The organism is Streptomyces sp. NPDC107528, assembly GCF_055639295.1.
Genome location: NZ_JBVKAV010000001.1, coordinates 155,739 through 180,557 on the forward strand (window position 1 = coordinate 155,739; position 24,819 = coordinate 180,557).

Below are 24,819 nucleotides of genomic sequence, written 5' to 3' on the forward strand. Positions count from 1 at the left end.
CCTGCCCTCGACGCGAAGAAGGAGCCAGACGCCTCTATGCGCACCGTGACCGATCTCCCGCACAAGGTCCGCGAGGAAGCCCACGTCCGCATCCCGATGTCCGACGGCGTGCACCTGTCCGCCCACATCTGGCGCCCCGTCTCCAGCGACGGGCAGCCTGTACCGGCGGTGCTGGAGTACATCCCCTACCGTAAACGCGACCTGTCCTCGGTGCGTGACTCCGTCCACCACCCCTACCTCGCCGGACACGGGTACGCGTGCGTCCGCGTCGATCTGCGCGGCACCGGCGACTCCGAGGGCGTCCTGACCGATGAGTACCTGGAGCGGGAGCAGCAGGACGCCGAAGAGGTCCTGGCCTGGGTCGCGGAGCGCCCCTGGTGCGACGGTGGCACGGGCATGATGGGCATTTCCTGGGGCGCGTTCGCCGCGCTCCAGGTCGCCGCGCGCCGCCCGCCGTCGCTCAAGGCGATCGCCATCGCCTCCTTCACCGACGACCGCTACGCCGACGACATGCACTACATGGGCGGAGCGCTCCTCTCCGACAGCCTGGCCGAAGCGGGCACCATGTTCGCCTACGGCACCTGCCCGCCCGACCCGGAGGTGGTCGGTGGCCGGTGGCGCGACATGTGGCACGAACGCCTGGAGCGCACCCGCCCCTGGGTACTGGAATGGCTGCGTCATCAGCGCCGTGACGACTACTGGCGGCACGCCTCGGTCTGCGAGGACTACGCGGCCGTCCGGTGCCCTGTGCTGGCCTCCAGCGGATGGGCCGACGGCTACTCCAACGCGGTCACCCGCCTGCTCGCGCACCTCGACGTGCCCCGCAAGGGGCTGATCGGGCCGTGGTCGCACAAGTTCCCGCACCTGGGCGAGCCGGGCCCCGCCATCGGGTATTTGCAGGAGCTCGTACGCTGGTGGGACCACTGGCTCAAGGGCGCGGAGAACGGGGTGATGGACGGGCCCATGCTGCGCACCTGGATGCAGGAGAGCGTGCCTCCCTCCACGTCCTACGCCGAGCGGCCGGGTCGCTGGGTCGCCGAGCCGTCGTGGCCCTCGCCCCACGTACAGGAACGCGTCCACCCGCTCACCCGGCACCGCATCGGGTCGCCGGGGAGCGACAACGGCGCCCCGCGTGGCGTGCTGACGGTGCAATCGCCGCTGTCCGTGGGCCAGTTCGCCGGAAAGTGGGCCTCCTACAACGCCCCGCCGGACCTGCCCTACGACCAGCGCGAGGAGGACGGTGGCTCCCTGGTCTTCGAGACGGAGCCACTGCCGGAGACGCTGGAGATCCTCGGCTCGCCCCGGGTGGATCTGGAGGTCTCGGCCACGGAACCGGTCGCGATGGTGGCGGCCCGCCTCTCCGACGTGGCCCCCGACGGACGCGCGACCCGCGTCACGTACGGCCTGCTGAACCTGAACCGCCGCGATGGCGGCGACGAACCGACGGTGCTGGAACCGGGTCGTCGGTATCGCGCCAGTGTGCACCTCAACAGCGTCGCCCAGGCGTTTCCCGCGGGCCATCGGATCCGTCTGTCCTTGTCGACCTCCTACTGGCCGCTCGCCTGGCCGCCGCCGCGGCCCGTCCTGCTGGGTGTCCATGAAGGCACCAGCACGCTGGCCCTGCCGGTTCGCCCGATGCAGGACCACGACGCCACGCCGTCCGAGGCGGACCCGTTCGGCCCGCCCGAGGGGACCCCTGCGCTTCCCACCACGCGGGTGACCCCGCCGGAGCAGCGGTGGGAGGTACGCCGCGAACTGGTCACGTACGGGTCCGCCTTGGAGATCGTCAAGGACGCCGGGACGGTCCGCTTCGACGACATCGACCTCGAGGTGGGGCGTCGGGCGGTCGAGCGGTACGGCGTCGTGGCCGACGACTTCACCTCCGCGACCGGAGAGTCCACGTGGACCATGCGTTTCCACCGGGATGACTGGGACACGGAGATCGTCACCCACACCGAACTCTCCTGCGACGAGCAGGATTTTCATGTGTCGGCGACGCTGGATGCGTACGAGGGGCGACGGCGGGTCTTCTCCCGGACATGGAACGAGTCCGTACCACGCGACCTCCTGTGAGCGGGGGTCGGGGAGCAAGGCGCCGAATCTGAACGGCCACGTCTGACGGGGCCCGGGGCGCGGCCGTGAGCGGCCCAGGGGGCGGAGCCTGCGGTCGCGCGTCTCACGGCCGGCAGGCGGGAGCACTGAAGAGGCTGACCCTGGCGGATCTGTTCAGGCCGACGCCTCAGCCCCTCCGAGCGCGCTGCCGTCGAGGTTTCTCAGCAGGTCGGCCGTGTCCGTGTACACCTCCGCAGCCCCTGCGGCCTCCAGTTCGGCGCGGCACACTCCGCCGCTCAGTACGGCGATGGTGTGGACGCCCGCGCGTCGCCCTGCCCGCATGTCCCAGACCGAGTCGCCGACGAAGACGCTGCCGCGGGCCTGGGCTCCCACCAGATCCAGGGCGTGCCGGACCGGATCGGGTGCGGGTTTCCCCGCGTCCACGTCGTCGGCGCTCGCGGTCTCGGTGATCGCCTCGTCCGCGTCGATCGCCCTTCTGAGCGCCTTGAGTTCAGGCCCGCTCGCCGAGGTGGCGAGCACGACGGGGCGACCGTCCGCGTGCAGTCGCCGCAGGAGATCGCGGGCACCGTCGAAGGGGGTGAGGCGCTCGTGCCAGGTGCCGTACAGGGCTTTGTGGCCGGCGCTGATGGCGGAGTCCTCGTCCCGGTTCCGGCCCTGGCCCAACAAGTGCTCCAGCAGGTCGCTCGAGCCGAGCCCGATGGCGCCGTGCACCGATGTCATGGAGACGCGGTGGCCTGCCTGGCGCAACGCCTCCCACCAGCACACCGTGTGCAGGTGATTGGTGTCCACGAGTGTGCCGTCCACGTCGAAGACGGCAGCGTGCGTACTCACGGTGTTTCTCCTTGCGGCGGTGTGTCCGTGTCCTGCAGGGGGCGCAGCAGCGCGCTCCGGCCCTGGCGCCACCGGGTCAACAGGTGTTCGCCGAGGCGGCCTTCGAGGAGACCGGTGGCGCTCACGCCGAAGGCGACGTCGCCGTCGAGGTAGGGCTCGGCGTGCAGCAGGCCGTCGACGACCTCGTGGCGCACCACCTGTTCGTGCACCGCGTCGGCTTCCACATGCTCGTCGTAGAACCGCTGGGCCGCCGCGCCTGCGCCCAGTCGCCGCAGGGCGTTGGCCAGCCGGCGCGAGCCGGGCGACGACGTGATCTCGACCGTCGCGAAATGGCCCACCAGGGCGCCGCGCAGGCTTCGGTGCAGACCGAACAGTGACATGAGATTGACCGTGGCGAGGGCGGCCGCCGGGGCGGCGTCGAGGTAGTGGCCGTAGACGGTCTCCAGGTCGAGGTCATTCATCAGGTCCGCGAACAGGTCGGCGTGAATGTCCTCGGCGCGGCCGGCCCCGAACTCGTCGTACTCGATGGCCACCATCGCGGCCTTGGCCCGGCCGTGCAGGCGCGGGATGACCCAGGCGTGGGGGTCGGCTTCCTTGAGATGGTAGAGGGAGCGCAGAGCGGCGTACTCCCTGAACTGCTCTGTGCTGCCGTCGCGTTCGAGGTAGTGGCTCACGCTGGTGGCCTGGTGACCGACGGGCTCGATCTGCAGGTCGGCCAGCGCCTGGGCGGCGTCCGTCAGCGGCGCCGCGTCGGTGCGCAGCGAGGTGAGGAAGCGTTCCTCAAGCCGGCGTCGCAGTGCCAGCAGGCCCGGATCCCACTCCAGTTCAGGATCGACGCCCTGAAACCCCTGGTAGTGGAGCTCGTAGAGCACGTACAGGGTGAGTTGGAGGTCTTCGCCGTACGGATCGGCGGCGGTGGTTTGGCGCTGCTGCGTCGGGGCGCCGGGAAGGAGGCCGCCGCGCAGTGCGGCGATCACCCGACTGGACAACTCTCCTCGCGGAAAAGGGAGTTCGGGCTGTCGGGCGCGGGATTCCGACGGCCGTGAATCAGCCCTCGGGTGCACAGTCGTCATGTCTCCTCACCTTCGGCGCGGTCCGACCGTCGGGGCGCGGTGGATTCCCGTGCTGCTTTGCGGCGGTGGTTGGTGTCGCACCAGGGGAAGGTACGGCTTCGTCGGCACGTGCAGATCGCGACCTGGAAGCGGCGCGACTCGTGCACCACGCCATCGCCGTCGGTCACCTCGACCGGGCCCTCCACCAGCAGAGGGCCCTCACGGTCGACCCTGATGCGACGCGGGCGTTCAGAGGAGTTCGGCACGGATGACCACCAGCTCTTCCCTCGTCGCTTCCTCGTCGAGCAGCCCCTGGGCGCAGAGCCAGTGCCGGCGTGCGCGCATCACCGGGCCGAACGGCACGAAGGCCCGGTCGATCACCGCCGCCTTCATGCCGAGTCCGTCGAGGCGCTCCAGGGTCTCGTCCTCGCCGCACAGCGCGGAGTGGACCATCAACAGCGCGCCGCCGGGGCGCAGGGCCCGTGCCGCGGCGACGCAGACCTGGTCGACGACCGTACGACCGGAGCGCCCGCCCTCCCAGGCCACCGCGGTGCCGCGCGGAGGCACAGACCCCGGCGAGGGCACATAGGGCGGATTGCTCAGGGCCAGGTCGAACGTGCCGAGGTCAGGTACCGCGCCGAGGTCGCGGTGCCGAACAGTGACGGCGGCACCGTTGAGCAGAGCGTTCAGGCGCGTCGTCCACACCGCCCGCCACGAGATGTCGACCGCGGTCACCCGCGCCCCGTACCGGGCCGCGGCGAGGGCCAGCGCCCCCGAGCCGGTGCCCAGGTCCAGCACGGCGGCGCGTGGGTCGAGGGCCTCGTGGTCGAGGGCCTGCATCAGGAGCGCGGTGTCGTCGTCGGGCGTGTACACGCCTCGAGGCGCCAGCAGACGGCGTCGGTGGGGCAGTTGTGCTGCGTGCCCCGCCCTGGGCTGTGTCGTCATGCGGTGCTCACCACACTGGGGATCACGGAGATCAGAACCGGACCGTCCTCTCACCTTGCGTCGCTACGCCACGATCGGCCACTTGGAGCGCGGCGTGACGCACCATGCACGTACGGCGACAGGAGTGCGCCGACAAGTAGGAGTGCCCCGATGACGACAGCTGAACCGCGGCGAAGGCGGCCCGGATGGCGGCCTTCGCAGGCAGACGCTGGACTGGTGAGAGGTGCCGACATCTGTCGACAAGAGATCTTTCCGCCGACCTTGACTCAGTCCTGCTTGGCTCGGGAGTCTCGTCGGCACCGATCGGTGCTCGCCGTGTGGCGGGCAGAAGGCGGCCACATGACACAGGTGAGTGTGGCGGAGCAGCGCCGAGCACGCGGGGCTGCCAGGCCGAGGGAGGCCCTTCCGGCAAGCGACGAGGCTCAAGGCGAGACGGCGCCCTTACTCGGGCCGGGCGCGGCCCTGCTGATGTCCGCAAGTGCAGATCCGGGTCGCGCTCCTTGGCAAGGTCGCCGATGCTCACCACGCCGACCGGCCGACCGTCGCCGACGACGGGAAGACTCAGCGCCGGCTTGGTAGCGAGACACTGACGGGCGCCGCCAGAGAGCGATCATCCCGGCGTGCGTGTACCTGCTGCCCGACGCGGACTCCGGGCTCACCGTGTGCTTGGTGACCGCGGTGACCGACACGGAGGCGGTTCCTCTCCGAGCTGTCGCCGATCACGCACGCCAGTGGCTCTCGCGCAGCAGGCGGTTCATTTGTTCGGCGGCCCGCACCGAGGCGTCACCGCAACAGTTGTTGAACAGCACGTGGACCCGCTCCGCCTGCCCGGCCAGTTCGCGCAACCGGGGTGGCCACGAAGCGAGTTCGTCTTGGGAGTACGCGTACCGGAAGCGGTCCTCCTTGCTCCCCCGCCCCCAAGAAGCGCTGCGTCCGTGGAACCGCACGACGGCCAGCCGCGACGTAGTCACGGGTGCGACGGGCGGCAGGGAAGAGGGCAGGCCCTGGACCATGTCGACGGCGACGGCGGCCATGCCGTGGTCCGCGAGCAGGGCGCACGTCAACTCGGCCTGCCCCTCACGCCACCAGCCGGGATGCCGGAATTCCACAGCGACCGGCCAGCCGGCCGTACGTCGCGCGGTCTGCGCCAGGATCCGCTCGGCCCGGGCTCCGGGCCGCAGCCACGGAGGGAACTGGAACAGCACGCTGCCGAGTCGTCCGGCCCGCCGCAACGGCCCTACTCCCTCGGCGAATCGCGACCACACTTCGTCGAGCACGCCGTCGTCCTGCGCGTCGGCCGGCAGCCCGCCCGGCATCATCGCCTCGCGCGTGGTGTGCCCGGTCAGCAATGAGAACGCCTTTACGTCGAAGGTGAATCCGCCCGGCGTGCGCCCCACCCACATCCGGCTGACCCGTTCCTGAGGCAGGGCGTAGTACGACGCGTCGGCCTCGACGACAGGAAACCGCTCTGCGTAGTACCGCAGTCGCCCCTCGGCATCGCGCTGCCCGGCCGGATACCAGCCGCTGCGCACCAGTGCCGGATCGGTCCACGAGCACGTGCCCACGAGGATGTCGCCCATGGGAGACCGGTACCCACGGGACACGAGTCTGCCCGTGCGGTGCCGCATGGCGCCGGCTTGACCCCCCTCCACGTCCACCCCTGACTCTTGCCGGGGCATGTCTCCTCGTCCAGCCGCGAGAAGAGTTGCTCGCGAGGTCCATGTACTACGCAAGCGGAGTTGGCGGTCCAGTTCGACGCGGATCTCCGCGGCCAACTCGCCGGATCGACCCCACTCAACCAGCAGTTCGGCGACGTGCCGGAGCTTGATGTTGGTGTGCATCGAGACCTTGCGCAGCATGTCCCATGCCTCGGCTGCTGGGAGCTGCCCGACGGCGAGCACCACGCTGATGGCCCGCGGGAAACAGCAGGCTGTCGTGCGTGGATGTCGACGGCTGCCTGAAAGCCGTCAGCAATGGATCAGTAGGTTCTAGGCTCGGATCACCTTGTGATCCCGAAGGAGCCAGAACAGCAGTGACGGAAAAGCGAGTTGTCATCGTGACCGGTGGCGGTACAGGCATTGGAGAGGCCGCCGTACGCCTGCTGCGCGAGGGAGGTCACGACGTGATCGTCTCCGGTCGGAGGAGCGAACCGTTGCGGCGTCTCGAACAGGAGACCGGGGCCCTCGCATACCCGTCCGATGTGGGGGACCCCGAAGCCGCCGACGGTCTCGTCCGAGCAGCCCTGGACGCCCATGGACGACTCGACGGACTTGTGCTCAATGCGGGCATCGGGCGCGGTGGAACCGTGGGCGACCTGTCGTTGGAGGACTGGGACGAGGTGATGCGCACCAATGTCACCGGCCCGCTGCTGCTTCTGCGCGCAGCGATCCCGCACTTGCTGGAGGCGGGCGGTTCGGTGGTCGCTGTCGCTTCGGTGTCCGCGCTGCGCAACGGCACCAGCAACGCCCCGTACGCCACGTCCAAGGCAGCCCTCCTCCAGCTCTGCCGTTCCGTCGCCGTCGATTACGGGCGTCAGGGGGTGCGGGCCAACATCGTGTGTCCGAGCTGGGTACGGAGCGAGATGGCCGACCGGCGCATGGCCCACTTCGCCGCGGAAGCGGACCTGCCAGGAGACGGAGTGGCGAGCGCCTATGAGGAGGTGACCAGACTCCTGCCCCTGGGCCGGCCGGGTGAGCCGCGTGAGATCGCGGAGGCGATCTGCTGGCTGCTCTCCCCGGCCGCGTCGTATGTCAATGGCGCCGTGCTCACCGTCGATGGCGGGGCGACGGCCATTGATCCCGGGACGCTCGCGTTCGACTTCCGTGTCGCGCCCCGCCGCGACGAGTTCTCCTGACACTCCTCGGAGAGGAGCCCGGGTAACCGTCAGGCGGCGTAGCAGAGCACCGCAGTGTCGGCCGGGGTCGAGGCGTGGGCCACGGTCGTGGGCACGGGTTGGACGGTGCTGGCGGTGGCCTGAGAACGGTTCCGGGTGAAGACGACGAGGCGCAGTGCCGCGAACCGTGCGACGCCGGCGAGTGCGGAGGCGGACAGGTAGACGACCTGCTCCAGCACCGCACCGGGCGCCGCCACCAACTGGTGCAGGACGAGCATCGCCACGCAGGTCACCACGTACGCGGCCGCCGCGGACCCCGCCGACTGCGCATGCTGACGCCAGGTCGCGCGCCCACCCGCGGCGAAGGTGAAGCGGGCGTGCAGCTCGGTGGCGAGGAGCGTGGAGACCACGGTGATCAGCGCATTGGCGAAGACCCAGGGAAGCCAGCAGGCGAGGGCCACCACGGCGAAGCTGGAGGCGAGCCCCACCCCGCCGCCGCAGAACACGAAGCGGGCGAAGGCGGTGAAGACGCCGGGCGCCGCCTGCTGTTGTCTCTGTGCTGTCTCCATGGTCCGACCCCTTGCTGGCTCATTCCGCGAAACGCGCACCCCTCGGCTGCGAGACCGAGGAGTGCCCCCTGTGGTGCCATAATGGCACACGGATGGCGCCATTAGGGGGTTATTTATGGCCCCTCCGTGTCGTCGGGGGTGTCACGGTGGTGCGTGCCCCGCCCGTCGTGCCTGAGGGGCTGGCCCCTGGGGTTGTGTGTGAGGTTGCGGCCTCGGTGGGAGATGGGCTGAGTCTGGGGTGGCGGGCCCGGTCATGTGTCGGTCGGTCCCGGGGTTTGGCTGGTCCGGCGGTGTCCGGGGGTCGCGTGGTGCCATGAGGTGAGCCAGGCGGGCGTGCGTTGCCGCCAAGGCGCTTGCGCATGGCGCCAAAGTGGTGCCACTATGACGGCATGGACCTCACGCCGTATGTCGACACTCTCCGCCGCGAACTCGCGGTGGCCGCCGAAGCCGGTGGCGAAGAAGCTCGCGAGCTGGCGGAGCGGCTGACCGCTCCGCTGGAGTCGGCGACCCGCCTGACCATGCTCAATGTGCTCTCGGCCGCGATGGACGAGATCACCCGCGACCTCGCCCCGGGCTCGGTCGACGTACGGCTGCGCGGGCTCGACCCCGACTTCGTGGTGACACCGCCGCCCAACTACGGCGACGTCCCCGCCGAGCCGGCCGCGCCCGTCGAAACGTTCAAGGCCTCGGCCCCGGTCGACGGCGATGAGGGCGGCACCGCGCGCGTGAACCTGCGTCTGCCGGCCCACCTCAAGGCCCGCGCGGAGGAGGCTGCGAGTCGCGAGGGGCTGTCGGTCAACGCGTGGCTGGTGCGCGCCGTGTCGGCCGCCGTCGACGGCGGCACCCGGCCGCGTACGCCGGAGAAGGCCAAGACCCTCGGGCAGAGCTTCACGGGCTGGGTGCGCTGACCGCGCCCCGCCTCCGAACCGAACCACTTCAGCCACACCACGTCCCACCAGCGGGGACGGCCCAAGGACTCAAGAGGACGGGACAGCCATGCCTTCTTTCGACACTCCCGAAGCGATCTCGGTCACGGCTCGCGTGGAGGCCGGTTCCATCCAGTTCATCGCGGGCGACCGCCTCGACACCGTCGTGGAGGTGCAGCCGCGCGACCCGAAGAGGGACCCGGACGTGCGGACGGCGGACCAGACCGAGGTCACGTACGTGAGCGGCGTACTGACCCTCAGGACGCCCAAGGCCAATCTGTTCGGCCTCGGCCGCACCGGCGTGGTCGACGTGACCGTCGAACTGCCCGCGGGCTCGCACGTCGACACGACCGGCGCCTGGACCCAGGTGCTCGGCGTGGGCCGGCTCGGCGAGGTCCGTGTGAAGACCTCGGTCGGCGACGTCCGCCTCGACACGACCGGCCCGGTGAAGCTGACCGCGTCGCACGGTTCGATCACCGTGGACCGGATCGAGGGCATGGCCGAGATCACCAGCAACACGGGCAACGTGCGCGTCGGCACCATCGACGGCCCTGCCGTCCTGAAGAACTCGCACGGCACCACGACCGTCGGCGCCGTGACCGGCGAGCTGCGGCTGAGCGGTGCCAACGGCGGCATCGACATCGCGCGCGCCGAGGCGTCGGTCACCGGCACCGCGACCAACGGCTACCTGCGCGTCGCCGAAGTCGCCCGCGGCGAAGTCCAGTTGGAGACCTCCAACGGCATCATCGAGATCGGAATCCGCGAGGGCACCGCCGCCTGGCTCGATGTCAGCTCCAACCGTGGGCAGGTGCGCAACACGCTCGCCGAGTCCGAGGCGCCGGAGCAGACCGACGACACCGTCAAGGTTCACGCGCGGACCAACTGGGGGAACATCGACATCCGCCGCGCGAAGGTCTGAGCGCCGCACCCCCTGCCCAACCGGCCCGGTCTGCCGCGCACTTCAGCAGCACGCACTTCAGCAGCACGCACTCAGCAACACGTACTGCAGCAACACGTACTGCAGCAACGCCACTTCAGGACCGCGCACTTCAGCTCCGCATACCAGCCTTCACATCAGCTTTCACCTCAGCCTTCAACGGAGGGCCCCATGCCTTCATCTGTCATGCCCACGTCCAGGCGGTGCGACGGTCATCCGTCACCTGCCGCAGTCTCTGCCGTCGGCCTGCGCAAGTCGTACGGCGACAAGACCGTCCTCGACGGCCTCGACCTCGCGGTCCCGGTCGGCTCCGTGTTCGCGTTGCTCGGCCCGAACGGCGCCGGCAAGACCACGGCCGTGAAGATTCTGTCCACCCTCATCACCGCCGACGGCGGGCAGGCGCAGGTCGCGGGTCACGACCTCGCCGCCGACCCGCAGGCCGTGCGTGCCGCGATCGGCGTGACCGGGCAGTTCTCCGCCGTCGACGGCCTGATCACCGGCGAGGAGAACATGCTCCTGATGGCGGACCTGCACCACCTGTCCAAGCGCGAAGGGCGGCGCGTCGCCGCCGAGTTGCTGGAGCGCTTCGACCTCACCGAGGCCGCCAGGAGGCCGGCTCAGAGCTACTCCGGTGGCATGAAGCGGCGCCTCGACATCGCCATGACCCTGGTCGGCAACCCGCGGATCATCTTCCTCGACGAGCCGACGACCGGTCTCGACCCACGTGCCCGGCACAACATGTGGCAGATCATCCGCGAGCTCGTCTCCGGCGGGGTGACTGTCTTCCTCACCACGCAGTACCTGGAGGAGGCCGACGAACTCGCCGACCGTATCGCCGTGCTCAACGACGGGAAGATCGCCGCCGAGGGCACTGCCGAGGAGCTGAAGCGGCTCATCCCGGGTGGACACGTCCGGCTGCGCTTCTCCGACCCGGCGGCGTACCAGTCGGCCGCCTCCGCCCTGGGTGAGGCCACCCGGGACGACGAGGCACTGTCGCTGCAGATCCCGAGCGACGGCAGTCAGCGCGAGCTGCGCTCGATCCTCGACTGGCTCGACGCCGCCGGCATCGAGGCCGACGAACTCACCGTGCACACCCCGGACCTCGACGACGTCTTCTTCGCCCTGACCGGCGGCAATGCGCCGGCCCAGACCAACCAGCCCAACCAGCCCAACCAGTCCAACCAGCGCAAGGAGAACGTCCGATGAGCTCCCTCTCCCTCGCCGTACGCGACTCTTCCACCATGCTGCGCCGCAACCTCCTGCACGCGCGCCGCTACCCGTCGCTCACCCTGAACCTGCTGCTCACCCCGATCATGATGCTGTTGCTCTTCGTCTACGTCTTCGGGGATGTGATGAGCGCAGGCATCGGCGGGGGCGGTGCCGACCGCTCCGCGTACATCGCGTATCTCACTCCGGGCCTGGTGCTGATGACCATCGGCAGTACCACGATCGGCACCGCGGTGTCCGTGTCCAACGACATGACCGAGGGCATCATCGCCCGCTTCCGCACGATGGCCATCCACCGCGGCTCCGTGATCATCGGACACGTGATCGGCAGCGTGCTGCAGTCGATCCTCAGCGTGGTCCTCGTGGGCGCCGTCGCCGTCACCATCGGGTTCCGTTCCACCGACGCCACCGTCCTGGAATGGCTCGCGGCGTTCGCACTGCTCGTGCTCTTCGCCACGGCACTCACCTGGATCGCGGTCGGCATGGGCCTGATCAGCCCGAACGCCGAGGCCGCCAGCAACAACGCCTTGCCGCTGATCTTCCTGCCGCTCATCTCCAGCACCTTCGTCCCGGTCGATGCGATGCCGGGCTGGTTCCAGCCGATCGCCGAGTACCAGCCGTTCACGCCGGCCATCGAGACCCTGCGTGGGCTGCTGCTGGGGAACGAGATCGGCCACAACGGGTGGCTGGCCGTGGCCTGGTGCGTCGGGCTGGCCGCGCTCGGCTACGTCTGGTCCAAGTCGGTGTTCAACCGCGACCCGAAGTAGGCGGCAAGCCGCTCACGGGCAAGACCTTTCACCACCCCGGGACCGGCGGCCTCACCCGAGCTGCTGATAGGCGCTGATGACATAGACCGCCTCGTCATCGATCGCGTCCTTCTCCCAGTCCAGCGAGATCCGCACCGGGTGCCCTCCGGAGGCGTACTCCGCCTCGGCCACGTCCGCGTCGTCCCGCCGTGCCTGCTCCAGCTCCGCCAGGAGTTCCCCCAGGGTGGGCACCGCGTCGGGGATGTCCTGCGCCACGCGTCGCCCGCTGTCGTCCAGGCCGACCGCCTTGACCACGGCGCCGTCGCGGACGGTTATCCGGAAGGTGCCGATCAAGGCCCGTTCCCCCTCGCTGGAGCGGAGCGTGTAGGTGTAGGCGGAGGGCTCCTGCCAGTCGGACCGACTGTGAGCCGACGTGCTCTTCGCCGTCTCGGCGCCGCACGCGGCGACCGCGCAGAGCAGCCCTCCGATCATTGAGGCAATGAACACGGCACGGGTGGACCGGGATACGGCGGTCATGGCGGCAGTCCCTTCGAAGGCGGCTACCGCTATGACGCCCGCCCTCTGAGGAACGTTCGGCGCGTGGAGGCAGCCGGACTCCCAACTCGCCATCCCCGGCGTTGAGCCACTCTGCCGCGGCGTACGACGAGTGCGGGCCGGTCGGAGGTGCCCGGCGACGGCTCGGCCGCCGCCCGCGGGCTACTCCGGCGTCGCCTCCGCGGCGAAGTCGGGCATCAGCGCGCACATCGCCTCGCGCTGGGTGGGGCCCATGAACCGGGCCAGCGCTTCCTTGACCGTCTCGGCGAGGACCCCGGAGGCTTCCTTGAGCAGGCCCCGGGCCTTCTCGGTGAGGGCGACCTCGACGCCCCGCTTGTCGCCGCACACCGATTTGCGGGTGACGAGGCCGGCGTGCTGGAGGCAGGCGATCTGGTAGGTGAGCCGGGTCTTGGGCCGGCCCAGGAGCTCGGCGATCCGCGTCATGCGCAGGGCTTCCCCGGGGCCCGCGGCGAGCAGGCACAGGACCAGGAACTCGTCGTGCGAGACGTCCAGCCGCTCCTTGACGACGGCACGCAGCTCCTGCTCGACGGCCCCCGTCGCGGCCAGCATCAGCATCCAGGCGTGCAGCTCGGCGGGCAGGAGTCCGTCACCGGAGGCGGAGGGGCAGTCGGGGATGTCGGGGATGGCGGCCATGGATTCGAGTGTAGCTGTTGTTCAATTTTGGAGTATCGGCTAGCGTGCGTGAGGTCATCCAAATTTGGACTACGGATTCATACGGATTCAGGAGTGAGATCATGACCGTCGCCGTCGAAACCGGAACCTGGCAGCTCGACAGCACCACCTCCACCGTCGCCGTCCGGCACAAGACGTTCTGGGGCCTGGTCACCGTGAAGGGCGCCTTCGCCGCCGTCACCGGCAACGGCGAGGTGCGGCCCGACGGCTCCGCCGTAGGCACGATCACCCTGGACGCCGCCTCCCTGGACACCCGCAACGCCAAGCGCGACGAGCATCTGCGCTCGGCCGACTTCCTCGATGCCGCCAACCACCCCGAGATCACCTTCGCGGTCCGCAGCGCCGAGCTCCGCGACGGCGACGGCGTGCACGTGGTCGGCCGGCTCACCGTCCGCGGCATCAGCCGGCCCAGTTCCTTCACCGGCCGTCTCGTCGGCGCCGACGACGGGTCGCTCACCCTGGACGCCGAGTTCTCCGTGGACCGCGAGCACTTCGGCATGAGCTGGAACCAGCTCGGCATGATGCGCGGCCTCACGACGATCGCCACCACGCTCCGCTTCACGCGGACGGCCGCGGCCTGACGTCGGCGCTCGACGGCGTCTGCGGTACGGCCGTGAAGGCCCGCAGCCGGATCCGTACGCCCGGACGGCGGGGGAGAACGGTGGGGCCGCCCACCGCACCGACGTCACCCGCAGGTGCAGCGGAGGCGTCCCCGTGGCCGCCGCGATCCGCCCCGGGCGCCGGGTCAGGACCCGCAGCGGGGCCGCCGGGCGGAGGCGGTGTGAGGCGGGTGAGAAGGGCAACGGGCCCCGGTGGCAGGGTCAGTACACGTCCCGGACGTAACGCTTCGCCGCCGCCAGCTGCTTCACGTACGCCGACGCCTCCGCCTCCTCCAGGCCGCCGTGCGCGACCGCGATGTCCCGCAGGGCCCGGTCCACGTCCTTGGCCATGCGGGAGGCGTCACCGCAGACGTAGAAGTGGGCGCCGTCCTGCAGCCAGCGCCACAGCTCGGGGCCGTGTTCGCGCATCCGGTCCTGGACGTACACCTTGTTGCGCTGGTCGCGGGAGAACGCGGTGTCGAGGCGGGCGAGGGTGCCCTCGTCGAGCAGCGCGGTCAGCTCGTCCTCGTAGTAGAAATCGCTCGCCCGGTGCTGCTCGCCGAAGAACAGCCAGTTGGGCGCCCGGTGCCCGAGCGCGCGCCGCTCCTGGAGGAAGCCGACGAACGGCGCGACACCGGTGCCCGGGCCGACCATCACCATCGGCGTCGAGGCGTCCGCGGGCGGGCGGAAGTGCGGGGACGCCTGCACGAAGACCGGCACCTCGGTGTCCGGCTCGGCGTCGGCCAGGAAGGGCGAGCAGACACCGCCGCGCGGTCGGCCGTGCAGGTTCTCGTACCGGACGACGGAGACGGTGAGCGAAACGAGGTGCGGGTCGACGAGTGGGCTCGACGATATGGAGTACAGGCGCGGCTGGAGCTTCCTCAGCACCCCGGCCCACTCCTCGGCGTCCGCCCGCACGGGGTGCTCGGCGATGACGTCCACGGCCTGCCGCCCCCAACTCCACTGCGCCAGGGCGTCCTTGTTGTCGGGTCGCAGCAGCCGCCGCAACTCCCGGTCGTCGCGGACACGTTCGGCGACGAAACGGAGCAGGTCCGGGGTGATCCGCGTGATGTCGAGGTGCCGGTACAAGGACTCTGCGAAGGAGGCTTCGCCAACGCCGTGCACCTGAATGGGAGTTGAGGCGCCCACTCCGGTCACGGCCAGCCACTCCTCCACCAACGCGGACGAGTTGACCGGCCGCACGCCGAGCGCGTCGCCCGCCTCGTACGTCAGCGAGGTGCCGCTCGTGTCGCAGGTGAAGCGCCGCACCTCCTTGCCGCCGCCGGGTCGGCTGAGCAGCCGGTTGCCGACCAGGCGGGCGGTGGTGGGGGCGGGCTTGCGCCCGGCGTTCGGCTCGGCCTTCGGCTTCTCGACGGCGGGGGCGTCCGTCCCGCCGAGCGCCGTGAGGACCTGGTCGAGCCATGCGCCGGCGGACGGCTCGTAATCCGGTTCGCAGTCCGTGCGGGGGGCCAGGGCCACCGCGCCCAGCTCGCCCAGCCGGGTGTCGAGCCGGCGCCCGTGCCCGCAGAAGTCGTCGTACGACGAGTCCCCGAAGGCGAGCACGGCGTACCGCACCCCGTCCAGCCGCGGAGCCTCGTCCTCGGACAGGGTGCCCCAGAGGCCGGCTCCGTTGTCGGGCGCGTCGCCGTCGCCGAACGTGCTGGTGATGAAGAGCAGGTCGGCCGTGCGGGCGAGGGCGCGGACATCGGCCTCGTCCATGCCGACCAGAGTGGCCCGGTGCCCGGCCGCGCCCAGCCGCTCGGCGGTGGCGGTGGCGAACTCCTCGGCGTTCCCGGTCTGCGAGGCCCACAGCACGACGACCTCCCGGCCCCGCGGCGTACGCGGCTGCGACGCCGTGCGGGAGTACATGCCGGCCAGGACGCCGTTGACCCACAACGCGTGTTCGGGGCTGAAGGGGGCGTCCGGCGGGAGTACGGGCACCCCAGGCGCGCCGGAGTCGAGGCCGGCGAGGAACCCCGTGAGGTAGAGGCGTTCCTGCGCGGACAGGACGGGCGGCGGAGCGGGTTCCAGACCGAAGGGGTCGAAGGGGGCGGATGTGCCAGGGGTGACGGCTGTCGGCGTCAGGGCCGGCACGACCGGAACCGCCGGCTCGGGCGCCGTCATGGGAGCCGCGACCCGTGCCAGGGAGACGGCACACACCTTGAACTCCGGTTGGAAGGAGATCGGATCCACCGCGTCGCTCGTCACCGCGTTGACGCTCAGATACTCCCCGAACAGGTCGTTCCAGTGGAACGGCGCGAAACAGCACCCCGGCAGCACCCGCTCGGTCACCACCGCCGGCAGCACGGCCCGCCCACGCCGCGAGGCGACCTCCACCTGATCCCCGTCGGCGATCCCCAACTCGCGCGCATCCGCCGGATGCAGTTCCACGAACGGCCCCGGGTTCAGCTTGTTGAGCTTGGCGACCTTGCCGGTCTTGGTCAGCGTGTGCCACTGGTGCTGAACGCGCCCCGTGTTCAGTACGAAGGGGTAGTCGTCGTCCGGCATCTCGGCGGCCGGCATGTGCGGCCGGGCGTGGAACGCGGCTCGCCCGCTCGCGGTGGGGAACCGCAGCCCGCCGTCCGGGTCGACGTACCGGATCGGATTGCGGTGCGGCCCGTCCGGGGCGGCGGCCGGCCACTGCACGGGCGTGGCCCGCAGCCGCTCGTACGTCACCCCGCGCAGATCCCAGCCGGTCACCGGGTTCCAGGCCCGCCGTATCTCCTCGAAGACGTCCTCGGCACTGTCGTACGAGAACCCCTTCTCGTACCCCATCGCACACGCGACGGCCGCGATGATCCGCCAGTCCGCCATCGCCTCGCCGGGCGGGTCGGCGACGGGCCGGGTCAGGGTCAGATTGCGCTCACTGTTGACGAAGACACCCTCGCCCTCGGTCCACATGGCGCCGGGCAGCACGACGTCCGCGTACGCGTTGGTCTCGGTGTCGGTGAAGACGTCCTGCGTGACGACGAACTCGGCGGCCTCCAGCCCCTCGATGACGGTACGGCGATTGGCGACGGAGGCGACGGGATTGGTGCAGATGATCCAGCAGGCCTTGATCTCCCGGTCGGCCATCCTCTGGAACATCTCGACGGTCCCCTTGCCGACCCCGTCGGCGCGCAGGGTGCCCGGCGGCAGCTCCCACAGCTCCTCGACGAAGTCCCGCTCGGAGTCGACGAGGACCGACCGCTGGCCGGGCAGCCCCGGCCCCATGTAGCCCATCTCGCGGCCGCCCATGGCGTTGGGCTGGCCGGTGAGCGAGAAGGGGCCGGAGCCCGGACGGCAGATGGCGCCGGTGGCGAGATGCAGGTTGACCAGGGCGTTCGTGTTCCAGGTGCCGCGCGTGGACTGGTTCAGGCCCATCGTCCAGCAGCTCATCCACTCGCCCGCCTCACCGATCAGCCGGGCGGCGGTACGTAGGTCGTCCTCGGCGAGTCCGGTGATCTCGGCGACGGCGGCCGGCGGGTAGTCGGCGAGGAAGGCGGGCAGCTCCTCCCAGCCGTCGGTGTGCGCGGCGATGAAGCCGGGGTCGGTGTGGCCGTTCTCGACGAGCAGATGCAGCAGGCCGTTGAGGAGGGCCAGGTCGGTGCCCGGCTTGAGCTGGAGGTAGAGGTCGGCCTTGGCGGCGGTGGCGGTACGCCGGGGGTCGACGACGATGAGCTTGGCGCCCGCCTTGACCCGCTCCATCATGCGCAGGAAGAGGATCGGGTGGCAGTCGGCCATGTTCGAGCCGATGACCAGGAAGGTGTCCGCCCTGTCGAAGTCCTCGTACGACCCGGGCGGCCCGTCGGCGCCGAGGGACAGCTTGTAGCCCATGCCCGCACTGGCCATGCACAGCCGGGAGTTCGACTCGATCTGGTTCGTCCCTACGAACCCCTTGGCCAGCTTGTTCGCCAGGTACTGCGCCTCCATGCTCATCTGCCCGGAGACGTAGAAGGCGACCGCGTCGGGCCCGTGCTCGTCGATGATCGTGCGCAGCCGCCGGGCGGTCTCGGAGATCGCGTCGGCCATGGGGGACGGCACCGGCTCCTCGCCCCGGTCGTCCCTGACCAGCGCCGTGGTCAGCCGCCCGGGCGCGGCGAGCATATCGGCCGTGGTCGCGCCCTTCGTGCACAGCCGGCCCGCGTTCGCCGGGTGCGCCTTGTCGCCGGAAGCCTTCAGGACCGTACGCCGTCCGTCCGGCCCCATTCCGACGTCCAGCAGGATTCCGCAGCCGACCCCGCAGTACGTGCAGACCGTCCGGACCTGAGTCGTGGGGGTGGTCTCGGTCACGTGCTGCCCTTCTCCGGCGGTCGGGGTGATGTCTGGAGCGTACGAATTGCCCGTTACGTCGATGTCACATCCCTTGATCATGAGGAGTTACGTAGGCCACACAGGCGGCCCGGGCGAGCTGTGAGGGGGCGCGACGGGAGGAGTCGTGATGCGCGCAAGGGGCTCGCGGACCGTGTCGGTGTTGGGCCGAACGGGTGACTTGGCGTAAGAATTGGCTGGTGCAGGCATTGAAGGCGAGTCAAGGCGGGGGGAGCCGGTGAACAGCCACGACGTCACCGATGAACAGTGGGAAGGGCTCGCCCAGGTCGTGCCGTTGCGGGGCCGGGACGCCTGGCCGTCCGCGGTGGACCACCGGGTGCCTCCGGAAGCGGCGACGGAACCGCGTCGCCGGTTCGTCGTCCTGCGGGTCAATGTGTTCGCGGACGCCCGCGACGTCGCCGAGACGCTGATGGCGGGGATTCCGGTGCTGCTCGATCTGACGGGGGCCGAGACGGAGGTGGCCAAGCGGGTGCTGGACTTCAGCACCGGGGTCGTCTTCGGCCTGGCGAGCGGAATGCATCGGGTGGACCGGAACGTGTTCCTGCTCACGCCGCCCGGGACCGAGGTCAGCGGGTTGATGGAGGGGGCGGGGGTTCCCGGTACGTGAGGGGTGCGTGAGGGGGGGCGGGCCTGCGGTGGTCGCTCGATCGTAGGAAGGGTGCCGAGGTGGAACGGTTCGTCTTGCGGTAGCGGGCCTACGGTCCGGGCATGACTGTCTCCTCTGCATCGTCCGTGTCGTCGGTTTCCGGTGTCGTGTCCGTCCCCGCGCAGGGGCGGCGGGTGGATGGCGCGGGCGGCGGGTGTTCCGGCCGGCCCCATCTGACCGAGCTACGGCTCTCCGCGTTCGCCCGGCACCGGCGGGTCGCGCTGCCGCTCGGGGCGTTCACGGTCCTGGCCGGTCCGAGTGGGTGCGGGAAGACGACCGCGTTGCGGGCCTACGAGGCGCTCGCTCGGCTCGGTGGGGGTGCCGAGGTCGGCGAGGTGTTCCCCGATCCCGTGGCCTGCGTGCCCGAGCGGGCCCGGCCCGATGTGCAGCAGCGGCGGGGCTTCCGGATCGGCTGTACCGCCGACGGTCCCGAGGGGCCGGTTCGACTCGACGTCGCCGTGCAGGCCGAGCCCGAACTGCGCATCGTGGGAGAGCGGTTGAGCGCGGACGGGGTCGTCCTGCTGGAGACTGCCCTGCGGGATCCGAGTCGGCGTTGTGTGCAGGCCGCCTGGCATACGGCGGGTCAGTCGCCGGTGACACGGGCGCCGCTGCCCGACGACCGGCTCGGTACCGCGCTGGTACCGCTGCGGGTGGCCGGGAAGACGGAGGGGCAGCGGCGGGTGCTGGCCGCCGCCGAGCAGATGGTCGTGGCGTTGCGGTCGGTGTTCGCATGCGACCCTCGGCCCGATCGGATGCGGGGTCCTGTGCCGGTTGGTTCCGGGCGGCTGCTCAGGGGCTGCGACAACCTTGCCGATGTGCTCTGGCGGACTCGTGCCGAGTGCGCGCGGCGGCATGCGCAGCTTGTGGGCGCGGTACGGGCGGGGTGTGCCGGGGCGGTGGCCGATGTGGCCGCCGAGATGCTGGGGGACGGGACGGTACGGGGGGTGCTCGACCGGGGGGACGGGGTTCGCACGGAGCTCCGGCGGTTGGGGGACGGTGAGCTGCGGTATCTCGCGCTGTCGCTGGTGCTGCTGACCGGGCCGGGGGTGCTGGAGGTCGATCCGGTGGGGGAGGTGCCTGCGGCGATGCAGACGTTGAGTGTGGTGGTGGACGGGCTCGATCGGGGGCTGGATCCGGTGCAGCGAGGGGAGTTGGTGGGGCTTGCTGCGCGGATGTGTGAGCGGGGGCATATTCGGGTGGTGGGGGCTGTGAGTGACTTGGCGGGTGTGGTGGCGGGTGCGGGTGCGGGTGCGGGAGCGGTGCCGGGGTCGGTGGGGGTGTCGGGGGTGGGTGGTGTGACGGTGGTACACCTGAAGCCGTGACCGAACCTCTTGATGTGGCCCAGCTGCAGCGCCGGCTGGCCGAGTTCGCTGCCGCGCGCGACTGGCAGCCGTACCACACGCCGAAGAACCTCGTCGCCGCGCTCAGTGTGGAGGCGTCCGAACTCGTCGAGATCTTCCAGTGGCTGACGCCCGAGGAGTCGGCTCGGGTCATGGGCGACGCGGAGACCGCGGGGCGGGTGACCGATGAGGTGGCGGACGTGCTCGCCTATCTGTTGCAGCTGTGCGAGGTGCTCGGGATCGATCCGTTGGCGGCTTTGGACGCGAAGATCGATCGGAACGAGCGGAGGTTTCCGAAGCCGTAGAGGCGGGGAGGGTCTCGGTCCGTTTTCACTCTGCGTGTTCGTTTGCTTGGTTGTAGCTGAAAAGTTGTCCGCAGATTTCCGTCTTCCTCTGGCTTTTCGTCTCAAGGGCCTTCACTCTGGGTAGTGGACAAGGGAGTTCGGGCGGCGCGTGGGCAGCGCGTCGGGACAGACGGGGACTGCGTATGGACGCGGTGCGGCTGATCGTGACGAGCAGGCGGGCGCTGGCCGGGAGCGAGGGCGCGCCGGAGATCTTGACCGAGGTGTGGCAGGCGCAGGCCCTGGCGCAGGCGATCGGCAGCCGGCTGGCGGTGTTCGGGCCACCTGAACTGCGGGGCGAGGCGCTGGGGTTGACCGAGCTGGCGGGGCGTGGGTGTGGGGTGCTGGAGGTACCGGACCTTGCGGAGGGTGACTTACGCGCGGCCCAGCTCACGGAGTTGGGCGATGCGCGGCAGTCGCTGATGCATCTGGGCAGCCTGTTGGGTGAGGTGGGGATCGCTTTGGTGGGTATGGCCAGCGCGGCGGATGACGAGACGACGTACTGGCAGTGCATGGAGGCGATCGACGCGGCGGATGAGTCTCGGGATCGGGTGCGGGAGATGCTGCGCAGGCTGGCGGATCGGGAGGGGTTGCCTGCGGCGGGGTAGGTCTGCGGGATGCCTGCGGCGGCCTGTGCGGGGCGGGTGGGGGTGCGCGTAGCGCCTGCGGGTGTGGGTGGGTCAGGGCCGTGCCGGGGGTGTCCGTCCTAGGACCGGCGGTCGGGGTCGGACAGGATGGTGCCGTTTCTTGACGCCGGCCACTGCGGGCGGACACCCCCCGGCACGTCCCCTTGCCGCCGTGGGCGACTGCGGCGCCGCGGGGGTGCGCCACCACCACGGCCACTTCGCCGGTCACTTGTTGGTGCCGGTCCGGGCATCATTCAGCCCGTCCGGCGTTTGAGGACGAAGCCGTTCAGGTCGAGGGGGGTCCAGGGGGCTCCGCCCCCTGGCGGGGGTGGAGGGTCAGCCGGCGTCGGTGTCCTGGCGCTGGGGCCCCGTTGACTGCAGGTCCGCGTCCAGGGCCGACAGGTCCGCGTTCAGGGCTGCCATCAGCTCCTCCATCTGCTGCAGCAGCCCCTTGGGCCGGCCGGCGTCGCCGGTGGTCTGCTGTGGCGCGAATTCCTCGGACATGACGGCCTCCTCGGGCCTCCGGCCCCCCAGTGGCAGTGGGCCGACACGGTGACGCTCCGGCCGGCAGGGGCCGGCGCGAGGGCCGGGCGGTCCGGCTCCGATCGAGCCAACGATCACCGTGAGGGCCGGTCACTGGCCCGGGCAGGGGGTGGCTCCGGCGTTGACGGAATTCACCCGACCGGGGACGCGAGGGCCAGGGGGACCCGCGCGGTTGACGGGTGCCTCGGCGTGCAGGATGGAGACATGGATCTTCGCATCTTCACCGAGCCCCAGCAGGGGGCCACCTACGACACCCTCCTCACCGTGGCGAAAGCCACCGAGGATCTCGGCTTTGACGCGTTCTTCGGAACCGGTACCGTATCTACCCATGGAGCTCATTGCCCTGGGGGACAGGGACCACGCAGACATGGTCAGGGCAGTTACGTACGGCCGGCAGAGCCACAAGAGTGAGACGGACAGTCAGGCATCCCCGCAGATGCAGAAAGAGAAGGGGATCGCCTACATCAACTCGCAGGACCGATGGTCCCACGTCGGGCACTACGAGGACGTAGGACTTTCAGGATACGACCCCAACGTCTACCGGCCCGACTTCGAGCGCCTCATGGAGGACGCTCGGGCGCGGAAGTTTGATGTCGTCGTGATCTACATGCTCTCGCGACTCACGCGGCAGGGGGCCGCGGAAGCGCTGAGGATTCAGCAGGAGTTGGCGAGCTACGGCGTCGCTCTCGTATCGACGCAAGAGCCGTTCATCAACACGTCGGACGACAACCCCTTCGGCGTTGCGTTCTTCGCCCTTATCGCGGGGCTTGCGCATCAGGAGTCCAAGAACAAAAGCAAGTTCATCCGCGACGCTTTCGCGGCGTTGCAGTCGAAGGGCTCACATACCTCCGGCCCTGTCCCCTACGGATTTGAGGCGGAGAGTGTCCAGATGGATGGCCTTACGGTCCGCTTGCTAAAGCCCGGGGAGAAGAGCGGCGGCAAGATCGGTCCCAAGTCAACGCCGGCCGACGCCGTAGTGCACATGATCGAGGCCGTCGAATCGGGGAGCAAGGAAAACGCCATCGCGACCGAACTGACAGCGAAGGGCGTACCTACTCCGCTGGGCTCCCTCGACGAGGAGGCCGCAAAGGCGCGCCGTGCTGCCGCGCAGACTCGACGCAAGAGCGGCGCGAAAGACGCCGCGGATTGCGAATGGTCGCCGACGGTCGTCCGGCGCATCCTCCGGGACCCGCGGCTCGCAGGCTTCGCCATTGGCCCCGTTGACCAGAAGACGAAACGCCGGGAGATCCTCCGCGACGACGAGGGGCAGCCGGTTCGCCCACACACTGGCTTCATCGACCCGAAACGGTGGTACGACCTGCAAGCGGTACTCGACGGCCGCAAGCGCGAGCGGAACATGGACAGGTCGGGGACCATGACGTTCCTTGGATCATGGGGCGTCCTCCGTTGCGGTAAGTGCGGCTCAGGGATGACCGTCAGCAACGTCAGCCAAACGTACGTTTGCAATCTCCGGCGCACCGTTGGCGACGTCCCGAAGCACGTTGTGCGGATCGGGCAGGAAGACACGAACAACGTTGTGGCGGCGCGGCTCTGGGCGAAGGTCGCTTCACTGGATCCTGACGACGAAGAGGACGTTGCCCTCCTGACGGCAGCCGCGGAGCGGTTCGCGGTCCAGGGCGCGGACCCTGAGGCAGCCGCAGAGCTCGCAGAGCAGGAGGCACAGCTCGCGCACGTCCAGAACAGCATGGAGGAGCTCTACGAGGACCGAAAGGCGGGGCTGTACGAGGGACCTACGGGCCGTAAGGCGTTCGGCGACACCATCCGCAAGTACCAGCAGCACGAGGCGCGTTGTGCAGCCCGTATCGACGAGCTGAAGGCTGCCGCTACAACCTCTACCCGCCTCCCCATCGACGAGTGGTTCGCGGACACCGACGACGGCGACCCGTTCTCGCCGGGCGGGCTCTGGGAACGCTGGAGCGTCGAGGACAAACGCGCGTTCCTGTCCCTTTTCGTCGACAGCGTCACCGCCAACGCCAACACAACGCGACGCGGACCCGCGTTGGAGCGAGTGAACGGACGGATCGAGATCGACTGGGCGAAGCCGAAACCTGCGGAGGAAGAGACCGACGAGGCTGTTTAGTAACGGTCAGATAACGGAATCGAGGTCGCATCGGTGTCGGTTTGAGCGCCCCGGGGGAGTCGCTGGGCGCTGCGTCGACGTCGATGCAACCTCCAACTCGTCCACAGGCACCTGTGGATAACTCCAGCGAGTGACGAATTTGGGCTCTGAAGTCACCCGTTGTGCCCGTCGAAGGCGAGACTGACACCAAAACGCCAAACTAACCCCTGTTTTCAACTCCCTCTAAGACGCGTTAAGAGGAGTTAGAAATAGGGGGTTAGTTTGACACTCTGGCCACCGGTCCGGCCGCAGGACGACGCGGAGGCCGACGAGCCGCGTCACGCGCCCCCCATAACAAAGGTGTAGGGGGAGGACGTGGCGAGCGCCGGCGAGTGGCGCGGTGCCCCCGCCTCCCTCCTGCTTGGCCGACGTCGCTCCTGACGCTCCCCGCACTCTCCTCCGGGTCGCAGCGCGGTTGCAGCGACGTCGGCCCTTGACGTCACATGATCCGCCCGTTCCCCCATAACTACGGTAAGAGGGCGCACGGCGACCGGAGCGAGGGAGCATGGAGACACCAGACGAGCTAGGCCCGACGTGTAGGGACCCGGAGTGCCGGGAGGCGCCGGAAGTCGCCGGCTGGTGTCCGGGGCATGCGATCTCCAGGTACAGGCGGCAGGCAGTCAGAGAGACGCCGGAACGGTACTTGAGCGGCAAGCGCCGGAAACGCTCTACGGAGGGGCGGAGCAAGATCACAGCTCTGATGAGGCTCCCCCTCGACTGAGGGGGCACTGAAGCGGCTGCACCGGACGGACGCTTAGTCAGCGACCCTTGTCCCGGTTCAGAGGGCGTAGCGGGGTGACACCCACTCAAACGCGTGACGCCCGCGACGAGCCTCGTGCGGTGTGAGGCAGTACACGCCCTGGCGGCCAGGGGTGGAATCGCGGGT

At 69.9% G+C, this 24,819-nt stretch carries 22 protein-coding genes and 2 pseudogenes; 13 read left to right on the plus strand and 11 right to left on the minus strand.

The window, feature by feature from the left end; translation table 11 throughout:
• Window positions 1-36 precede the first annotated feature (36 nt).
• Entirely contained in the window at window positions 37-2,073 is a 2,037-nt protein-coding gene (locus tag ACZ7L5_RS00640; RefSeq protein WP_471513168.1) for a CocE/NonD family hydrolase, read from the plus strand.
• A 153-nt stretch (window positions 2,074-2,226) separates the two neighbouring features.
• Here ACZ7L5_RS00640 and ACZ7L5_RS00645 read toward each other — a convergent pair whose 3' ends face one another.
• The 6 genes and pseudogenes from ACZ7L5_RS00645 to ACZ7L5_RS00670 form a co-directional block, all read right to left on the minus strand.
• Window positions 2,227-2,904 (minus strand): HAD family hydrolase, encoded by a 678-nt coding sequence (locus ACZ7L5_RS00645; protein WP_471513170.1) that lies wholly within the window; start codon window positions 2,902-2,904, stop codon window positions 2,227-2,229.
• Entirely contained in the window at window positions 2,901-3,977 is a 1,077-nt protein-coding gene (locus tag ACZ7L5_RS00650; protein WP_471513172.1) for an iron-containing redox enzyme family protein, read from the minus strand. The genes ACZ7L5_RS00645 and ACZ7L5_RS00650 overlap by 4 nt, the downstream gene beginning before the upstream one ends.
• Window positions 3,974-4,222 (minus strand): CDGSH iron-sulfur domain-containing protein, encoded by a 249-nt coding sequence (locus ACZ7L5_RS00655; protein ID WP_471513174.1) that lies wholly within the window; start codon window positions 4,220-4,222, stop codon window positions 3,974-3,976. Before ACZ7L5_RS00655 ends, ACZ7L5_RS00650 begins: the two co-directional genes overlap by 4 nt.
• Window positions 4,206-4,901 (minus strand): HemK2/MTQ2 family protein methyltransferase, encoded by a 696-nt coding sequence (locus ACZ7L5_RS00660; protein WP_471513176.1) that lies wholly within the window; start codon window positions 4,899-4,901, stop codon window positions 4,206-4,208. The genes ACZ7L5_RS00655 and ACZ7L5_RS00660 overlap by 17 nt, the downstream gene beginning before the upstream one ends.
• A gap of 719 nt (window positions 4,902-5,620) precedes the next feature.
• Window positions 5,621-6,481 (minus strand): DUF72 domain-containing protein, encoded by an 861-nt coding sequence (locus ACZ7L5_RS00665; protein ID WP_471514461.1) that lies wholly within the window; start codon window positions 6,479-6,481, stop codon window positions 5,621-5,623.
• 228 nt (window positions 6,482-6,709) lie between these two features.
• Window positions 6,710-6,805: pseudogene (locus ACZ7L5_RS00670) on the minus strand (ANTAR domain-containing protein); the annotation flags it as partial.
• A 128-nt stretch (window positions 6,806-6,933) separates the two neighbouring features.
• Here ACZ7L5_RS00670 and ACZ7L5_RS00675 point away from each other — a divergent pair.
• A complete protein-coding gene (locus ACZ7L5_RS00675; RefSeq protein ID WP_471513178.1) occupies window positions 6,934-7,755 on the plus strand; it encodes an SDR family NAD(P)-dependent oxidoreductase in 822 nt (273 codons plus the stop codon).
• 29 nt (window positions 7,756-7,784) lie between these two features.
• On the opposite strand, the gene ACZ7L5_RS00680 is transcribed toward ACZ7L5_RS00675, so the two are convergent.
• The gene (locus tag ACZ7L5_RS00680; RefSeq protein WP_471513179.1) at window positions 7,785-8,303 is read right to left on the minus strand and encodes a GtrA domain-containing protein; all 519 of its coding nucleotides are present in this window, start codon (window positions 8,301-8,303) and stop codon (window positions 7,785-7,787) included.
• 389 nt (window positions 8,304-8,692) lie between these two features.
• Here ACZ7L5_RS00680 and ACZ7L5_RS00685 point away from each other — a divergent pair, with 389 nt between their 5' ends.
• From ACZ7L5_RS00685 to ACZ7L5_RS00700, 4 genes are all read left to right on the plus strand, one after another.
• A complete protein-coding gene (locus ACZ7L5_RS00685; protein WP_471513181.1) occupies window positions 8,693-9,211 on the plus strand; it encodes a hypothetical protein in 519 nt (172 codons plus the stop codon).
• Between the two features lie 88 nt (window positions 9,212-9,299).
• Window positions 9,300-10,148 carry a DUF4097 family beta strand repeat-containing protein gene (locus ACZ7L5_RS00690; protein WP_471513183.1) on the plus strand — a complete coding sequence of 283 codons (849 nt, stop codon included), beginning with the start codon at window positions 9,300-9,302 and terminating at the stop codon, window positions 10,146-10,148.
• A 189-nt stretch (window positions 10,149-10,337) separates the two neighbouring features.
• Window positions 10,338-11,372: an ATP-binding cassette domain-containing protein gene (locus ACZ7L5_RS00695; RefSeq protein WP_471513185.1), complete on the plus strand. Its 1,035-nt coding sequence runs from the start codon at window positions 10,338-10,340 to the stop codon at window positions 11,370-11,372.
• Window positions 11,369-12,160 (plus strand): ABC transporter permease, encoded by a 792-nt coding sequence (locus ACZ7L5_RS00700; RefSeq protein ID WP_471513186.1) that lies wholly within the window; start codon window positions 11,369-11,371, stop codon window positions 12,158-12,160. The genes ACZ7L5_RS00695 and ACZ7L5_RS00700 overlap by 4 nt, the downstream gene beginning before the upstream one ends.
• Window positions 12,161-12,211: 51 nt before the next feature.
• Here the strand turns inward: ACZ7L5_RS00700 and ACZ7L5_RS00705 are convergent, their stop codons facing one another.
• Together ACZ7L5_RS00705 and ACZ7L5_RS00710 are read right to left on the minus strand one after the other, a co-directional pair.
• Window positions 12,212-12,676, minus strand: a complete 465-nt coding sequence (locus ACZ7L5_RS00705; protein ID WP_471513188.1) for a DUF6174 domain-containing protein — start codon at window positions 12,674-12,676, stop codon at window positions 12,212-12,214.
• A 180-nt stretch (window positions 12,677-12,856) separates the two neighbouring features.
• Window positions 12,857-13,348, minus strand: a complete 492-nt coding sequence (locus ACZ7L5_RS00710) for a MarR family winged helix-turn-helix transcriptional regulator (protein WP_471513190.1) — start codon at window positions 13,346-13,348, stop codon at window positions 12,857-12,859.
• 101 nt (window positions 13,349-13,449) lie between these two features.
• On the opposite strand from ACZ7L5_RS00710, the gene ACZ7L5_RS00715 reads away from it, so the two are divergent.
• Window positions 13,450-13,968 (plus strand): YceI family protein, encoded by a 519-nt coding sequence (locus ACZ7L5_RS00715; protein ID WP_471513191.1) that lies wholly within the window; start codon window positions 13,450-13,452, stop codon window positions 13,966-13,968.
• A 240-nt stretch (window positions 13,969-14,208) separates the two neighbouring features.
• On the opposite strand, the gene ACZ7L5_RS00720 is transcribed toward ACZ7L5_RS00715, so the two are convergent.
• Complete coding sequence (locus ACZ7L5_RS00720; RefSeq protein ID WP_471513192.1) at window positions 14,209-18,258, minus strand: molybdopterin-dependent oxidoreductase; 4,050 nt, start codon at window positions 18,256-18,258, stop codon at window positions 14,209-14,211.
• 256 nt (window positions 18,259-18,514) lie between these two features.
• Here ACZ7L5_RS00720 and ACZ7L5_RS00725 point away from each other — a divergent pair, with 256 nt between their 5' ends.
• The 4 genes from ACZ7L5_RS00725 to ACZ7L5_RS00740 all read left to right on the plus strand — a co-directional run bounded on the left by ACZ7L5_RS00725 (window position 18,515) and on the right by ACZ7L5_RS00740 (window position 21,232).
• Window positions 18,515-18,904: a cell division protein SepF gene (locus tag ACZ7L5_RS00725; RefSeq protein WP_063807332.1), complete on the plus strand. Its 390-nt coding sequence runs from the start codon at window positions 18,515-18,517 to the stop codon at window positions 18,902-18,904.
• Window positions 18,905-19,005: 101 nt separating this feature from the next.
• Window positions 19,006-20,265 (plus strand): AAA family ATPase, encoded by a 1,260-nt coding sequence (locus ACZ7L5_RS00730; RefSeq protein WP_471513194.1) that lies wholly within the window; start codon window positions 19,006-19,008, stop codon window positions 20,263-20,265.
• Window positions 20,262-20,588 (plus strand): nucleotide pyrophosphohydrolase, encoded by a 327-nt coding sequence (locus tag ACZ7L5_RS00735; RefSeq protein WP_471513196.1) that lies wholly within the window; start codon window positions 20,262-20,264, stop codon window positions 20,586-20,588. The genes ACZ7L5_RS00730 and ACZ7L5_RS00735 overlap by 4 nt, the downstream gene beginning before the upstream one ends.
• A gap of 182 nt (window positions 20,589-20,770) precedes the next feature.
• Complete coding sequence (locus ACZ7L5_RS00740; RefSeq protein WP_363031794.1) at window positions 20,771-21,232, plus strand: DUF6099 family protein; 462 nt, start codon at window positions 20,771-20,773, stop codon at window positions 21,230-21,232.
• 354 nt (window positions 21,233-21,586) lie between these two features.
• Here ACZ7L5_RS00740 and ACZ7L5_RS00745 read toward each other — a convergent pair whose 3' ends face one another.
• A complete protein-coding gene (locus tag ACZ7L5_RS00745) occupies window positions 21,587-21,754 on the minus strand; it encodes a hypothetical protein (protein WP_471513198.1) in 168 nt (55 codons plus the stop codon).
• A 243-nt stretch (window positions 21,755-21,997) separates the two neighbouring features.
• Here ACZ7L5_RS00745 and ACZ7L5_RS00750 point away from each other — a divergent pair.
• A pseudogene (locus tag ACZ7L5_RS00750) lies at window positions 21,998-22,099 on the plus strand (LLM class F420-dependent oxidoreductase); the annotation flags it as partial.
• Window positions 22,100-22,121: 22 nt separating this feature from the next.
• A complete protein-coding gene (locus ACZ7L5_RS00755) occupies window positions 22,122-23,894 on the plus strand; it encodes a recombinase family protein (RefSeq protein WP_471513200.1) in 1,773 nt (590 codons plus the stop codon).
• Window positions 23,895-24,819 lie beyond the last annotated feature (925 nt).

What these genes read in the sequence shown, in the direction of transcription:
- ACZ7L5_RS00695 (WP_471513185.1), top strand. Translation starts at nt 10,338, where the DNA reads ATGCCTTCATCTGTCATGCCCACGTCCAGGCGGTGCGACGGTCATCCG.
- ACZ7L5_RS00665 (WP_471514461.1), bottom strand. Translation starts at nt 6,481, where the DNA reads ATGGGCGACATCCTCGTGGGCACGTGCTCGTGGACCGATCCGGCACTG.
- ACZ7L5_RS00660 (WP_471513176.1), bottom strand. Translation starts at nt 4,901, where the DNA reads ATGACGACACAGCCCAGGGCGGGGCACGCAGCACAACTGCCCCACCGA.
- ACZ7L5_RS00680 (WP_471513179.1), bottom strand. Translation starts at nt 8,303, where the DNA reads ATGGAGACAGCACAGAGACAACAGCAGGCGGCGCCCGGCGTCTTCACC.
- ACZ7L5_RS00690 (WP_471513183.1), top strand. Translation starts at nt 9,300, where the DNA reads ATGCCTTCTTTCGACACTCCCGAAGCGATCTCGGTCACGGCTCGCGTG.
- ACZ7L5_RS00640 (WP_471513168.1), top strand. Translation starts at nt 37, where the DNA reads ATGCGCACCGTGACCGATCTCCCGCACAAGGTCCGCGAGGAAGCCCAC.
- ACZ7L5_RS00730 (WP_471513194.1), top strand. Translation starts at nt 19,006, where the DNA reads ATGACTGTCTCCTCTGCATCGTCCGTGTCGTCGGTTTCCGGTGTCGTG.
- ACZ7L5_RS00715 (WP_471513191.1), top strand. Translation starts at nt 13,450, where the DNA reads ATGACCGTCGCCGTCGAAACCGGAACCTGGCAGCTCGACAGCACCACC.
- ACZ7L5_RS00745 (WP_471513198.1), bottom strand. Translation starts at nt 21,754, where the DNA reads ATGTCCGAGGAATTCGCGCCACAGCAGACCACCGGCGACGCCGGCCGG.
- ACZ7L5_RS00685 (WP_471513181.1), top strand. Translation starts at nt 8,693, where the DNA reads ATGGACCTCACGCCGTATGTCGACACTCTCCGCCGCGAACTCGCGGTG.
- ACZ7L5_RS00710 (WP_471513190.1), bottom strand. Translation starts at nt 13,348, where the DNA reads ATGGCCGCCATCCCCGACATCCCCGACTGCCCCTCCGCCTCCGGTGAC.
- ACZ7L5_RS00705 (WP_471513188.1), bottom strand. Translation starts at nt 12,676, where the DNA reads ATGACCGCCGTATCCCGGTCCACCCGTGCCGTGTTCATTGCCTCAATG.
- ACZ7L5_RS00700 (WP_471513186.1), top strand. Translation starts at nt 11,369, where the DNA reads ATGAGCTCCCTCTCCCTCGCCGTACGCGACTCTTCCACCATGCTGCGC.
- ACZ7L5_RS00740 (WP_363031794.1), top strand. Translation starts at nt 20,771, where the DNA reads ATGGACGCGGTGCGGCTGATCGTGACGAGCAGGCGGGCGCTGGCCGGG.
- ACZ7L5_RS00650 (WP_471513172.1), bottom strand. Translation starts at nt 3,977, where the DNA reads ATGACGACTGTGCACCCGAGGGCTGATTCACGGCCGTCGGAATCCCGC.
- ACZ7L5_RS00755 (WP_471513200.1), top strand. Translation starts at nt 22,122, where the DNA reads ATGGAGCTCATTGCCCTGGGGGACAGGGACCACGCAGACATGGTCAGG.